Source organism: Vibrio sp. Y58_MX_L22, assembly GCF_024181865.1.
GTDB lineage: Bacteria > Pseudomonadota > Gammaproteobacteria > Enterobacterales > Vibrionaceae > Vibrio > Vibrio alginolyticus.
On the sequence record NZ_JAMZAN010000016.1, the window covers coordinates 1 to 13,922 of the forward strand.

Below are 13,922 nucleotides of genomic sequence, written 5' to 3' on the forward strand. Positions count from 1 at the left end.
AGCAGAGTCCGTAGATATCTATAATCAAATGAGGCCTCATACGGCTTTAAAATACAAAACGCCCGATGAAGTACATCGAGCGTTTTAGTTAAAAAGTGTCAACCCATATCAGGACGGGTCAATGAAACGATTAGCCTGTGTTGCGCATACCAGCAGCAATACCAGCAATCGTCACCATCAACGCTTCTTCCAAGTTTGCAGAAGCTTCTTCGGTTTGACGCGTGCGGTATAGCAGCTCTGCTTGTAGCATATTCAATGGCTCAACGTAGATATTGCGTAAGCGAATAGACTCGAGTCCCCAAGGGTCATGCTGCATCAAGTTTTCATTGTTCTCTACATTCAGTACCGCTTTGATGTCTTCTTGAAGCTGAGCACGAAGCTTTTCACCGAGTGGACGGAGCGACTCATCCACCAATCGCTCATCGTAGTAGCGAGAGATATCAATATTACACTTCGAGTACACCATTTCCAGCATGCCGAGACGAGTTGAGAAAAATGGCCATTCGCGGCACATCTCTTCGAGCAATGCTTGGTGGCCTTTATCGATCGAGTATTGAATCGCTTCACCTGCGCCTAGCCATGCAGGAAGTACCAAACGGTTTTGACTCCATGAGAAGATCCACGGGATTGCACGTAAGCTTTCTACTCCGCCCTTAGGGTTGCGTTTTGCAGGACGAGAACCAAGTGGCAACTTGCCGAGTTCGAGTTCTGGTGTTGCTTGGCGGAAGTAAGGCACGAAATCTGGCTCGCCACGAACCACATTTCGGTAAGACTCACAGCTTACTTCTGATAGCACTTCCATCAAGTCGCGCCATTCTTGTTTTGGCTCCGGTGGCGGTAACAAGTTGGCTTCCAGAATCGCACTTGCATATAGGTTAAAGCTGTTTACTGCGACATCTGGGAGTCCCAGTTTAAAGCGGATCATTTCGCCTTGCTCTGTTACACGTAAACCGCCTTTCAAGCTTTTTGGTGGTTGCGACAAAAGCGCAGCATGCGCAGGTGCGCCACCGCGACCGACTGTGCCCCCACGACCATGGAATAGAGTTAGCTCAACGCCTTCTTCTTCAGCCACTTTAACTAACGATTCCATCGCATGATACTGAGCCCAACCAGCAGACATAACACCTGCATCTTTCGCTGAGTCAGAGTAACCAATCATGACCATCTGGTGGTTTTGGATAAAACCACGGTAAAGGTCAATCCCCATAAGCTGCTTGATGACCGATTCTGCGTTGTTCAAATCGTCTAGCGTTTCGAACAGAGGACACACATCCATGCGGTAAGGGCAACCTGCTTCTTGTAGCAGTAGATGAACGGCTAGTACATCAGAAGCGGTACGTGCCATTGAAATAACGTAAGCGCCAAACGCTTCACGCGGTTGTGCTGCAACAATCTTACAGGTATCCAAAACCTCTTTGACGGGTTCAGACGGTTCCCAATCACGAGGGAGAAGCGGACGTTTAGATGCCAGCTCGTTAGTTAGAAAAGCAATCTTATCTTGCTCACTCCATTGTTCGTAATCACCAATACCTAAGTAGCGAGTTAGTTCAGACAAGACGTCTGAGTGACGCGTGCTCTCTTGGCGGATATCAAGACGTACAAGATGGATACCAAATGCTTTTACGCGGCGTAGTGTATCCAGTAGTGAGCCGTTGGCTATTACACCCATGCCACATTCGTTTAGTGACTGGTAGCAGGCATACAGCGGTTCCCAAAGTTGCTCGACTTTTTGCAGTGGGGCTTTAACGGCCAGTTTTTGACCGTGGATCTTAGCATCGAGAATATCTTTGGTTTCATTGAGCAGAGTGCGTAATTGCTTCAGGATCGCACGGTATGGTTCGTGCTGATCTTCGCCAGCAAGTTCACGGACTTGATCGTTTGAAACTGTCATAGACAGCTCGCTGATCAACTCGTTGATGTCATTGAGATAAAGATCGGCGGCTTTCCAACGAGACAATAGTAAGACTTCACGCGTAACGTTGTGAGTAACAAACGGGTTACCGTCACGGTCACCGCCCATCCAAGAGGAGAAGTGCACTGGGCGAGCATCAATGGGTAAACCTTCTCCAAGGTAAGATTTTAGACGGTCATTCATCTCACGTAGGAAGTCCGGTACTGCTTCCCATAGCGAGTTTTCAACGACCGCAAAGCCCCACTTTGCTTCATCCAACGGAGTTGGGCGTTGTTGTCGAATCACGTCTGAATGCCAGCCTTGGGCAATCAGTTGCTCTAGGCGGCGTTCGGTTTTTCTGCGCTCTTTAGAAGAAAGATCGCTTAGCTCCAACTTTGATAAGCACTCGTTTATCTTGACCAGTTTGTTGATCATCGTGCGGCGCGTAATTTCTGTTGGGTGAGCCGTCAATACCAATTCAATATTTAGATCACGAACCGCTTGGGCAGTGTCCAGTTTGCTCACATCGTTTTGTACCAGTTTAGAAAACAGCGAGTTAATCGCGTCTGGTTCGCAAATGTGCTCTTCACAATGGCGTGAAATCGTGTGGTATTGCTCAGCGATATTGGTGAGGTTTAGAAATTGGTTAAACGCGCGAGTAACGGGCGTTAGCTGCTCATCAGGTAGATGTTTGATTTCTTCGATCAAGCTGTCCCTGTCTGCTTGATTCCCTGCTTGAGCTGATTTGGATAATTTACGAATGGTTTCCACTTTCTCGAAGATTTCTTCGCCATGGGCATCGCGAATGGTGTTACCCAATAAGTGGCCTAACATGCGCACATTACTTTTGAGTGCGGCGTATTTCTCGTTCATTGTCGTCCTGCCTCGTAAAAAAACTACATCCATTGTCCTTGTTAAGACTCCAATCTAGCGAAAAGCACCAGTTATAGTCAAATAAAGCAGACTAAGTTTGCAATTATTCCGCTGTCTCCTGATTTAGAGCAAATTTACGGCAGCCATAGAGTAAGAAGTGAAAATTAATTACAAAATAACAAGTTAAATAAGTGTTAAGACTAGCGCTAAATTGTGAAGATAAAAAGATGCAGCTCAATCGAGCTGCACAGACTTTCGAGCTTAAACGCGTATTAACAGCAGTACTTGACCATCGCCTTTGAAAGCACATCAATTGTGGGGTCGATAAAGTCGAAGGATAGAAACTCATCCGGTTGATGGGCTTGGTCGATTGACCCAGGGCCGAGCACCAAGGTTGGACACAACTGCTGTAGAAATGGTGCTTCAGTACAGTAGTTCACGGTTTCTGAACTAGTTTGGCAAATCTCTTCAACACCACCAATAAATGGGTGGTCATGTTGGCATTCGTAACCCGGAATAGGCTCATGCAATGGAATAATCTCCAGTCTCCCTGGCCATTTCGCTTCGACTTCTTTTAATGCTCCGCGCAACATGTTCTCTAAACCATCAAGGCTAATGCCAGGAAGAGGACGCACGTCGTAATGCAGCTCACAGCAACCACAAATACGGTTAGCGCTGTCACCACCGTGAATGTGTCCAAGGTTTAGGGTAGGGCTTGGAATGGCAAAACCCGGATGGTGATATTCTTTAATCAATTTGTCACGCAGTTGCATCATGGCGAACATGACTTCATGCATGATCTCAATAGCGTTAACGCCAAGCGCTGGGTCCGATGAATGACCGGACTTGCCTGTTACGCGAATGGCATTTGCCACATGCCCTTTATGACCTCGAATTGGCACAAGGCTGGTGGGTTCACCAATGATGCAGTAATCCGGCTTAAATGGGGCGTTTGCTGTGAAATGTCGCGCGCCCAACATGGTGGTCTCTTCGTCACAAGTGGCTAATACGTAAAGTGGTTTGCTCTGCTTGCTCCAATCGACTTTCTTCACTGCTTCATAAATAAAGGCGAAAAAGCCTTTCATGTCTGCTGTGCCTAAACCGTAGAAGCGGTTGTCTTTTTCCGTCAGTTTATGCGGATCAAAATTCCATCGCCCTTGATCGAATGGCACGGTATCGCTATGGCCAGCAAGTAAAAGGCCACCTTCACCCTCACCCATACGTGCGATCATATTGTGCTTGCCTGGCTCGACTTCGATCACTTCAACGCTAAAACCCAGATCTTTAAACCAAGATGCGAGTTTTTCGATGACTTTTGCATTGCCCTGATCCCAGCTCGGATCCGTGGAGCTGATAGAAGAGGTGCTGATGAGTCCTTCATAGACCTCTAGAAAAGTTGGTAATTGCATGGATTCTTCAAATCTCCTGTTGACAGACAGACCACAAAAATGTAAAACACATATTAAATCATATTTAATGAATAAAAAATCAAAATAAAGCAAAAATTAAATATGAATAGTCATTTGAGCCTTTAAGTATATGGATGTTACACAATGCTAAAAACCACGATTATTGGAGCCAGCGGTTACACCGGCGCAGAGTTAGCGTTAATGGTTAATAAACACCCACAACTCACGCTATCAGGTTTATACGTTTCCGCCAACAGTGTTGATGCGGGAAAGAGCATCGCGCAGCTGCACGGTAAGCTAGCGGGCATCATTGATATGCCAGTTTTACCACTAACGGATCCACTGCAAATCGCTCAAGAATCGGACGTGGTGTTTTTGGCAACGGCTCACGAAGTCAGCCATGATTTAGCCCCAACTTTCTTGGAGGCAGGCTGTCAGGTATTCGATTTATCGGGTGCATTCCGTGTGAAAAGTGAAGGCTTTTACGACACTTTTTATGGCTTCGAACATCAACATAACAACTGGCTAGATAAAGCAGCATACGGCTTAGCAGAGTGGAACCAAGAATCAATAAAAACCACTCCTTTGATTGCAGTAGCAGGTTGCTACCCAACCGCTTCACAGCTTGCAATCAAACCTTTATTAGAACATGCGTTGCTCGATACCAACCAATGGCCAGTGATCAACGCAACCAGTGGTGTATCAGGTGCAGGGCGTAAAGCCTCCATGGTTAACAGCTTCTGTGAAGTGAGCTTGCAACCTTATGGTGTATTTAACCATCGTCACCAGCCAGAGATTGCTCAGCACTTGGGTTGCGATGTGATTTTTACTCCGCACCTCGGCAACTTTAAACGCGGCATTCTTGCCACTATCACCATGAAGCTTGCGCAAGGTGTGACAGAAGCACAAGTGGCACAGGCGTTTGAACAAGCTTATCAAGGCAAGCCTGCGGTGCGTCTTAAAGGCGACGGTATTCCACGTATTCAGGATGTCGAAAATACCCCTTTCTGTGATATCGGCTGGAAGGTACAAGGCGAACACATCATTGTGATTTCAGCTATCGACAACCTACTTAAAGGTGCATCGAGTCAAGCGATGCAATGTCTCAATATTCATTACGGTTACCCAGAACTGACAGCGTTGCTGTAGTCGTTGAAAGAGGGAAATGCGATGACGCAAACCAATCAAGCTCCTTTAGTCATTAAGCTAGGTGGTGCAGCTCTATCATGCACTCAAACCTTAAGCCAACTTTTTGGTGCCATTGCGGCTTACCAAAAATCGGCACAGCGACAAATCGCCATCGTTCATGGCGGTGGCTACCTAGTTGATGAGTTGATGGCAAAGCTTCAGCTTGAAACCGTTAAGAAAAACGGTTTACGCGTAACGCCTTACGATCAAATTCCTGTGATTGCAGGCGCGCTTGCAGGCACTGCGAATAAGTTACTTCAAGGTCAAGCGATTGCGGACGGTCTTAACGCTGTGGGCCTTAGCCTTGCGGATGGTGGTTTGTGTCTTGTTGAAGAACTTGACCCAGAACTCGGCGCGGTAGGCAAAGCATCACCGGGTGACTCAGCACTATTACAAGCGGTGCTAAACACAGATGCACTGCCGATCATCAGTTCAATTGGTTTAACCAAAGATGGCCAGATGATGAATGTGAATGCTGATCAAGCAGCAGTCGCGGTTGCGGGCGCATTAGATGCGGAGTTAGTCCTGTTATCAGACGTGAGTGGTGTATTAGATGGAAAAGGCCATTTGATCAAAACCCTGTCAGAGCAGCAAGCTAACTCGTTGATCGATGGACATGTGATCACCGATGGCATGATCGTCAAAGTTAAAGCCGCTTTGGAGGCCGCCAATGATCTTGGCCGTCCAATTGAAGTCGCGACCTGGCGTTACCCAGAAAAATTAGCACAGTTATTCGCTGGTGAAAGTATTGGTACTCAATTCTTGCCTCAATAAGCATCAGCAAAAGAATTCAATATTAGGAAGTCGTAGTTGGCACTGACCGCCGAGCGCAGCGCCAGTTAAGTTTGGAGAAAAAACATGAGCAAAGTGAACGTAAATAAAGTGGTAGTCGCATACTCAGGCGGTCTAGATACTTCAGTAATTATCCCGTGGCTAAAAGAGAACTACGACTGTGAAGTAGTGGCTTTCGTTGCCGATGTTGGTCAAGGTGCCGAAGAGCTAGAAGGCATTGAAGCGAAAGCAAAAGCCTCCGGTGCTTCTGAATGCTACATCGCTGACCTGAAAGAAGAAATGGTCGCAGACTACATTTACCCAACGCTAAAAACCGGCGCGTACTACGAAGGTAAGTACCTGCTAGGTACATCAATGGCGCGTCCAATCATTGCTAAAGCGCAGGTTGAAGTGGCACGTAAAGTGGGCGCGGATGCACTGTGTCATGGCTGTACAGGTAAAGGTAACGACCAAGTGCGTTTCGAAGGTGCATTCGCAGCACTAGCACCGGACTTACAAGTGATTGCACCTTGGCGTGAGTGGGACCTAGTGAGCCGTGAAGAGTGTTTGGATTACCTCGCTGAGCGTAACATTCCTTGCTCTGCGTCTCTTACTAAGATCTATTCACGTGATGCAAACGCATGGCACATTTCGACGGAAGGCGGCGTTTTAGAAGATACGTGGAACGCACCAAACGAAGACTGCTGGGTGTGGACTGTCGACCCAGAGCAAGCGCCAAATGAAGCGGAATACGTCACGCTGAAAGTAGAAAAAGGTGAAGTGGTCGAAGTTGATGGTGAAGCGATGACACCATACAACGCACTGGTTTACCTAAACGAGAAGGGCGCTAAGCACGGTGTTGGCCGTATCGATATCGTGGAAAACCGTCTTGTTGGAATGAAGTCTCGTGGTTGCTATGAAACACCGGGAGGCACCATCATGATGGAAGCGCTGCGCGCTGTAGAGCAGCTTGTGCTAGACAAATCATCATTCGAGTTCCGTGAGGAGCTAGGTCTAAAAGCGTCTCACCTTGTATACGATGGCCGTTGGTTTACGCCACTATGTAAATCGATCCTTGCTGCTTCAGAAGAGCTAGCGCAAGACGTTAACGGTGAAGTGGTTGTTAAGCTTTACAAAGGTCAAGCGACAGTCACGCAAAAACGTTCTGACAACAGCTTGTATTCAGAAGAGTTCGCGACTTTTGGTGAAGATGAAGTTTACGACCAAAGCCATGCAGGTGGGTTCATCCGTCTTTACTCGCTATCAAGCCGTATTCGTGCATTGAACAGCCAGAAGAAATAATCCCTTAACATCCATCTTGGATTGAATAAAGACCCGCCATTTATAGGCGGGTCTTTTGGTTTCTAAAAGCGGGTACCTAAATTTGTCTTGAATATATATGTAAAAATATTGAATTTATACTTTATTTTTTGTCGAAATTGCCGTAACGTTGACCCATAAGAAAAAGTGAGCAAATGACCATCAAATTGGTTACTACTCATTCGAGAACGTTAGAGTAAGCAATAGTCATCAGGAGAGACGCAATGGCATTATGGGGCGGAAGATTTACCCAAGCGGCAGACACCAGATTTAAAGAGTTCAATGATTCGTTGCGTTTTGACTACCGATTGGCTGAGCAAGACATCGTAGGTTCAATCGCATGGTCTAAAGCTCTGCTTTCTGTTGATGTGCTATCGGCAGAAGAACAGCAAAAACTGGAACTTGCTTTAAATGAGCTGAAGTTAGAAGTGATGGAAGACCCTCACCAAATTCTTCGCTCTGATGCAGAAGATATCCACTCTTGGGTTGAGCAGCAGCTAATCAGTAAAGTGGGAGATTTAGGTAAAAAACTCCACACTGGGCGTTCTCGGAATGACCAAGTCGCCACAGACTTGAAACTTTGGTGTCGTCAGCAAGGTCAGCAATTGTTGATTGCTTTAGATCGCCTACAAGCACAAATGGTCCATGTTGCTAAACAGCACCAAGGCACCGTATTGCCAGGCTATACTCATCTTCAGCGTGCTCAACCTGTAACCTTTGCTCACTGGTGCTTGGCTTATGTTGAAATGTTCGAGCGTGACTACTCTCGTCTGAATGATGCCTTACAGCGTCTCGATACTTGTCCACTTGGCTCGGGTGCGTTAGCGGGAACGGCTTATCCGATTGATCGCGAACAATTAGCACATAATCTCGGTTTCCACCGTGCTACGCGTAATTCACTCGATTCGGTTTCAGATCGTGATCATGTGATGGAGCTGATGTCGGTGGCTTCGATTTCTATGCTGCACCTTTCTCGTCTCGCCGAAGATATGATCTTCTACAATTCAGGCGAGTCAAACTTCATTGAGTTAGCGGATACGGTGACATCTGGTTCGTCATTAATGCCACAGAAGAAAAACCCAGATGCACTTGAGTTGATCCGTGGTAAGACAGGGCGTGTCTATGGCGCATTATCGAGCATGATGATGACAGTTAAAGCCTTGCCATTGGCGTACAACAAAGACATGCAGGAAGATAAAGAAGGGTTGTTTGACGCTTTAGATACATGGAACGACTGCATGGAAATGGCAGCTCTGTGTTTTGACGGTATTAAAGTGAATGGCGAGCGCACACTAGAAGCGGCGAAACAAGGTTACGCAAACTCGACGGAGTTAGCTGATTACTTAGTGGCGAAAGGCATCCCATTCCGTGAAGCTCACCACATCGTCGGTGTCGCGGTCGTTGGTGCTATTGCTAAAGGTTGTGCGCTAGAAGAACTGTCTATCGAAGAGTTAAAAGCCTTCTCAGAGGTCATTGAAGCGGATGTGTATGACATCCTGACTATCGATTCGTGTTTGGAAAAGCGTTGTGCTTTGGGTGGTGTTTCGCCTCACCAGGTCGCTTACGCGGTAGAACAAGCGGATAAGCGCCTGAGCCAACGTGATAGCTCGGCGGTGAAAGTGCGTCCTGCACGTTTGACGGACATTGAAACGTTGGAAGGTATGGTTGCTTACTGGGCGAACCTTGGTGAGAATCTTCCGCGCTCTCGTAATGAGCTCGTGAGAGATATTGGCTCTTTCGCGGTGGCTGAGCATCATGGTGAAGTGACGGGTTGCGCTTCTCTATATGTGTATGACTCAGGGTTGGCTGAAATACGCTCTCTTGGTATCGAAGCGGGCTGGCAAGGCCAAGGGCAGGGCAGTGCGATTGTGAACTATTTGGTTGAGAAAGCGCGCCAGATGGCGATCAAGAAAGTCTTTGTTCTAACACGAACGCCTGAGTTCTTTATGAAGCAAAGCTTTTTACCGACATCGAAGTCATTACTGCCGGAGAAAGTTCTGAAAGATTGCGATCAGTGCCCACGTCAACATGCATGTGATGAGGTAGCGCTTGAGATCAATTTAATGGAGCAAGTGATCCAAAAAACGCATGTGGCATGAACTGAAGTTGTGGAGTGATTTTATTAGCATTCAATGACATAGTCATTTTCCTGTTTACTTACATCAGTATTCGCTAAAAAAAACGAAAAAATTTGGAACCTTTGAGAGGAAGCCCGGTCTATTAAAGTACCACTGCTTTTTCTTAGAAGAATCTAAGAGAGCCCCAGAACTGACATTGGTTTTGGGGCTTTTTTCTATCTGTCACTTTTCTCTTTTTTATTCGCCTTTTTTTGTCCCCGTCGACGCTGCCAAGGCAAGATGACAAAACGCATCCATAAGTGTAAAAACAACAAAACGTTGAAAGCGAAGCCGGCAAAGATCAAAGCGATCGACTCGATGCTTTGTGGATCATCTTTGAGCGTAAACCACCATACAATCCAACACAGTACAGAAAGTACCGTCAATTGATCCAAGCATCGTTGGCAACGTCCAAGTTTTTTCCAAAACCAATGTTCTTCGCAGCGGCGACAAGTCATAGTGTTTTCCAAACCATTAGTGTTGCTTCAGATTATATATCTAACTAAATGGTGGAAAGCGTTTCTTACACGGGCTTAGATCGCCATGACACAACCAAAAATGGAAAGTTAGCTTTGTAAAAGCTTTGTGGCACGTAATTGATGTATGGTGCGCTGTCAGTCTTTAACAGGAAATATAATGATGTCGACAGAGTTGAAACTTGCGCTGAGTATCGCTGGTGGGTTCTTTATGATCGGTGTTGTCGCGATTTGTATGGTCAGCCGCTATGCAATGATGGCAGCGTAAGAGAGATTTCATTGCGCCGAAGTAGTAAAGCAAAGCCTCGTTGATGACGAGGCTTTGCTTTATATTTAGATAGAAGCCTGAAAGCGTTAGCAGCCAGGGCCGCAGTCAAGACAATGTTTCACCATTTCTGGCCCTAAGTGTAGTTTTGCATTCAAATCACGTAGAGCGGTGCGGACGCCTTCTTCAATCACTGGGTGATAGAAGGGCATATCTAACATCTCAGAAATCGTCATCCTATTTTGGTGCGCCCATGCTAAAAGGTGAGCAAGATGCTCTGCATTCGGGCCCATCATTTCTGCACCTAAAAAACGTCCAGTGCCTTGCTCTCCGTAGACATGCAGAATGCCTTTATTACGAAGCATGACGCGCGAACGTCCTTGATTTTCAAACGAGACTTCACCGGTTGCGAAACATCCACATGTGCCTAGACGTGTTTCTAGTTGTTTATATGTTTCGCCAACCATAGCAATTTGAGGGTCGGAGAACACGGCTGAAATTGGTGAGCGACGCAGACCCGCACGAATATCTGGGAAACGGCCTGCGTTGTCTCCAGCAATACGGCCTTGGTCAGCGGCTTCGTGCAGCAGTGGAATTTGGTTACTTGCATCACCTGCGATGAAGATGCTCTCTACCGAAGTTTGCAATGTATAGTGATCCGCCGTTGGTACGCCACGTTCATCGAGCGCCACATTGGTGTTCTCGATCGTCAGCTTATCGACGTTTGGACGACGACCCGTTGCGGCCAATACGTAATCGACAACGAAAGTTTCTAATTCGCCATCATGGTTGATGAATTGGATTTCGACCTTGTCTTCGCCGTCATTGTCTGACGAAGCAATGCGTTTCATGCTTTCGACTTTTACATCTGCATCAAGGTAGAACTCTTCCTTAAAGGCTTTATCTGCATACGCCATCACCTCTGGGTCTGTCAGTGGGCCCACTTGTCCTCCAAGGCCAAAGAGCTTCACGTTCACTCCTAGGCGGTGTAAAGCCTGACCCAATTCAAGGCCGATGACTCCTGGGCCAAATACTGCCACGGACTCTGGTAAGTCATCCCAGTCAAATACATCATCGTTAATCACTAGGCGATCACCCAGTTCATTCCAAGCTGCCGGATATGCTGGACGAGATCCTGTCGCAATAACAATGCGCTGTGCGGTGACCTGAGTATGATCATCTATGATGAGAGTGTGGTCATCGGCAAACTTCGCGTAGCCCGATAGTTTGTCTTCAGCGGGAATATCATCGACACTTTCAAGCACAAAGCCAACAAAACGATCGCGTTCGCGCTTTACACGATCCATCACTTCTCGTCCGTTAATTCGTACTTCACCTTGCGGGTGTATCCCAAATCCAGGTGCATTTTCGATTTGATGAACACTTTCTGCTGCCGCAATTAACAGCTTAGACGGCATGCATCCGACACGAGCACAGGTTGTTCCGTAGGGACCGCCCTCAATCATTACCACGCTGTTGGTATGAGCTTTTGCTGCTCGATAAGCACCAAGACCAGCCGTCCCGCCACCAATAATCGCTACGTCGACATTAACTTGTTTCATCGTGAACTCTCGCTTTTATTTTAAGCCAAGCTAGCTACATTGAGCTTGGAGAGTGAATTGGATAGTTGAATCTGGATAAGTAGTCACCTTATTGGCAGATGACTACTTATCTAGACTAGTAGAAGAAGTGGTTTAGGGTTGGCCTCCGAGCCAAAAGGCACCGGAGACCGAGGGTGTAGGCTATGGACAGCTTAGCCTAGATACGCTTCTAGCTCTTCGCTACCGCCGATGTGCTTGCCACCGATAAAGACTTGTGGAACAGTCGTGCGACCAGATATAGCTCGTAGACTAACTGTTGTTGCGTCTTTACCCAGAATCACTTCTTCATATTGAAGACCGTGGTCAATCAGATTTTGTTTCGCTTTCATACAGAAAGGGCAGCCTGGTTTAGTGAACACCGTGATGGATTCTTGCGTTTTGTAGTCAGGCGCTATGTAGTTCAGCATCGTATCTGCGTCTGACACCTTGAATGGGTCGCCTGGTTCGTTTGGCTCAATGAACATTTTTTCCACTACACCATCTTTTACTAGCATGCTGTAACGCCATGAACGTTTGCCAAAGCCGATGTCGTTTTTATCCACTAACATACCCATGCCATCGGTGAATTCACCATTACCATCCGGGATGAAGGTAATGTTTTCTGCTTCTTGGTCTTGTTTCCATGCATTCATCACGAACGTATCATTGACCGAGACACAAATAATCTCATCCACTCCGTGCTCTTTAAATACAGGGAACAATTCGTTGTAACGAGGTAGATGGCTTGATGAACAGGTTGGAGTAAATGCACCCGGTAAGCTAAATACGATAACGGTCTTACCTTTAAATAGCTCATCGGTCGTTACATTCACCCAAGCGTCACCTTGACGAACTGGAAAAGTAACTTGAGGGACTTGTTGACCTTCTTTAGATACAAACATAATGATTTCCTTTAACTATTTTAAATTATGCGTATAGAGCTTAGCGTTTTTCGTCGCTCTGTTTCGTTTTGTTGAGCCCATTATTGTAAAAATCCTTTGATAGCTCTAATCGTTTGGTGTTATGGTTTTGATAGGTATTAGCTATTGTTATAGAAGCGAAGCGTGAATTATGAATATTCGAGATTTTGAGTACTTAGTTGCACTTGCGGAACATAAGCACTTTCGCAAAGCGGCAGAGGCATGTTTTGTTAGTCAGCCAACACTGAGTGGGCAAATTCGTAAACTAGAGGATGAACTCGGGACCACGCTTTTAGAGCGAAGCAGCCGACGTGTTTTGTTTACCGATTCAGGGTTACAGTTGGTGGAGCAGGCTAAACGCATCTTAAGTGAAGTGAAAACCTTCAGAGATATGGCAAGCGGTCAAAGCGGAGCCATGACTGGACCGATGCATATTGGTTTCATCCCGACGGTTGGGCCTTATCTATTACCCAAAATTCTGCCGCAGATAAAAGAAGCATTTCCTGAGCTGGAGCTATTTCTGCACGAAGCTCAGACACATCAATTAGTGCGTCAATTGGAAGAAGGTAAACTAGATTGCTTAGTTTTAGCTTCGGTTGATGAAACTGCGCCATTTAAAGAGATCGAAGTGTATCAAGAGCCATTAAGTGTCGCAGTGCCATGTGACCACGAGTGGGCCTCTCTCGACCATGTTGATATGTTGGAGCTGAATGGTAAAACCGTTTTAGCGTTGGGAGACGGCCACTGTCTGCGAGATCAAGCGTTAGGTTTTTGTTTTGCCGCTGGTGCAAAAGACGATGAGCGTTTTAAAGCCACCAGCTTGGAGACGTTACGCAACATGGTTGCTGCCGGTGCGGGGATTACGTTATTGCCTCAGCTTTCTATCCCTAATGAGAAGCAAAAAGATGGCGTATGCTACGTACCAGCTGTTAACCCAACCCCCTCGCGTAATATCGTTCTCGTATACCGTCCGGGCTCACCATTACGAGCTAGGTTTGAAGCTTTAGCAGCGAAGATTAAAGAGGTGTTGGCTTCTTATCCATCATTGAATGCTGCAGCATAAAAAGCAGAAATAAAAAAGGGAGAGCTTGATGCTCTCCCTTGTGCTTTTG

11 protein-coding genes are annotated in these 13,922 nt (G+C 46.5%); 6 read left to right on the top strand and 5 right to left on the bottom strand.

All coding sequences use genetic code 11. The features are described 5' to 3' along the window. Positions 1-88, top strand: an 88-nt coding sequence (locus tag NL626_RS21595) for an integrase core domain-containing protein (RefSeq protein WP_138939050.1), incomplete at its 5' end; no start/stop codon positions are given. Positions 89-130: 42 nt separating this feature from the next. Here the strand turns inward: NL626_RS21595 and ppc are convergent. Both ppc and argE read right to left on the bottom strand, forming a co-directional pair. After that, positions 131-2,764 (bottom strand): phosphoenolpyruvate carboxylase, encoded by a 2,634-nt coding sequence (gene ppc / locus NL626_RS21600; protein ID WP_005381336.1) that lies wholly within the window; start codon positions 2,762-2,764, stop codon positions 131-133. A gap of 272 nt (positions 2,765-3,036) precedes the next feature. After that, a complete protein-coding gene (gene argE, locus NL626_RS21605; protein ID WP_005381335.1) occupies positions 3,037-4,173 on the bottom strand; it encodes an acetylornithine deacetylase in 1,137 nt (378 codons plus the stop codon). Between the two features lie 144 nt (positions 4,174-4,317). Here argE and argC point away from each other — a divergent pair, with 144 nt between their 5' ends. The 4 genes from argC (at position 4,318) to argH (ending at position 9,551) form a co-directional block, all read left to right on the top strand. Continuing rightward, the gene (argC, locus tag NL626_RS21610) at positions 4,318-5,322 is read left to right on the top strand and encodes an N-acetyl-gamma-glutamyl-phosphate reductase (protein WP_005382790.1); all 1,005 of its coding nucleotides are present in this window, start codon (positions 4,318-4,320) and stop codon (positions 5,320-5,322) included. A 21-nt stretch (positions 5,323-5,343) separates the two neighbouring features. Next, complete coding sequence (argB, locus tag NL626_RS21615) at positions 5,344-6,135, top strand: acetylglutamate kinase (protein ID WP_253657716.1); 792 nt, start codon at positions 5,344-5,346, stop codon at positions 6,133-6,135. 84 nt (positions 6,136-6,219) lie between these two features. Next, complete coding sequence (locus tag NL626_RS21620; protein ID WP_017821738.1) at positions 6,220-7,434, top strand: argininosuccinate synthase; 1,215 nt, start codon at positions 6,220-6,222, stop codon at positions 7,432-7,434. A gap of 242 nt (positions 7,435-7,676) precedes the next feature. Beyond that, positions 7,677-9,551: an argininosuccinate lyase gene (gene argH, locus NL626_RS21625; RefSeq protein ID WP_005381331.1), complete on the top strand. Its 1,875-nt coding sequence runs from the start codon at positions 7,677-7,679 to the stop codon at positions 9,549-9,551. 194 nt (positions 9,552-9,745) lie between these two features. Here the strand turns inward: argH and NL626_RS21630 are convergent, their stop codons facing one another. From NL626_RS21630 to NL626_RS21640, 3 genes are all read right to left on the bottom strand, one after another. Next, the gene (locus tag NL626_RS21630; RefSeq protein ID WP_017633527.1) at positions 9,746-10,027 is read right to left on the bottom strand and encodes a DUF3624 domain-containing protein; all 282 of its coding nucleotides are present in this window, start codon (positions 10,025-10,027) and stop codon (positions 9,746-9,748) included. Positions 10,028-10,399: 372 nt separating this feature from the next. Further along, on the bottom strand, positions 10,400-11,872 hold the full coding sequence (locus NL626_RS21635; RefSeq protein WP_253657717.1) for a dihydrolipoyl dehydrogenase: 1,473 nt from the start codon (positions 11,870-11,872) through the stop codon (positions 10,400-10,402). Between the two features lie 191 nt (positions 11,873-12,063). Further along, positions 12,064-12,792 (bottom strand): redoxin family protein, encoded by a 729-nt coding sequence (locus NL626_RS21640; RefSeq protein ID WP_053350732.1) that lies wholly within the window; start codon positions 12,790-12,792, stop codon positions 12,064-12,066. Positions 12,793-12,961: 169 nt separating this feature from the next. Between NL626_RS21640 and oxyR the strand changes: the two genes are divergently transcribed. Continuing rightward, entirely contained in the window at positions 12,962-13,873 is a 912-nt protein-coding gene (gene oxyR, locus NL626_RS21645; RefSeq protein ID WP_005381326.1) for a DNA-binding transcriptional regulator OxyR, read from the top strand. Positions 13,874-13,922 lie beyond the last annotated feature (49 nt).

Bases quoted from the DNA above. Each gene is read 5' to 3' on its own strand.
- oxyR (WP_005381326.1), top strand. From the start codon at position 12,962: ATGAATATTCGAGATTTTGAGTACTTAGTTGCACTTGCGGAACATAAG.
- argB (WP_253657716.1), top strand. From the start codon at position 5,344: ATGACGCAAACCAATCAAGCTCCTTTAGTCATTAAGCTAGGTGGTGCA.
- NL626_RS21630 (WP_017633527.1), bottom strand. From the start codon at position 10,027: ATGACTTGTCGCCGCTGCGAAGAACATTGGTTTTGGAAAAAACTTGGA.
- argC (WP_005382790.1), top strand. From the start codon at position 4,318: ATGCTAAAAACCACGATTATTGGAGCCAGCGGTTACACCGGCGCAGAG.
- NL626_RS21635 (WP_253657717.1), bottom strand. From the start codon at position 11,872: ATGAAACAAGTTAATGTCGACGTAGCGATTATTGGTGGCGGGACGGCT.
- NL626_RS21640 (WP_053350732.1), bottom strand. From the start codon at position 12,792: ATGTTTGTATCTAAAGAAGGTCAACAAGTCCCTCAAGTTACTTTTCCA.
- ppc (WP_005381336.1), bottom strand. From the start codon at position 2,764: ATGAACGAGAAATACGCCGCACTCAAAAGTAATGTGCGCATGTTAGGC.
- NL626_RS21620 (WP_017821738.1), top strand. From the start codon at position 6,220: ATGAGCAAAGTGAACGTAAATAAAGTGGTAGTCGCATACTCAGGCGGT.
- argH (WP_005381331.1), top strand. From the start codon at position 7,677: ATGGCATTATGGGGCGGAAGATTTACCCAAGCGGCAGACACCAGATTT.
- argE (WP_005381335.1), bottom strand. From the start codon at position 4,173: ATGCAATTACCAACTTTTCTAGAGGTCTATGAAGGACTCATCAGCACC.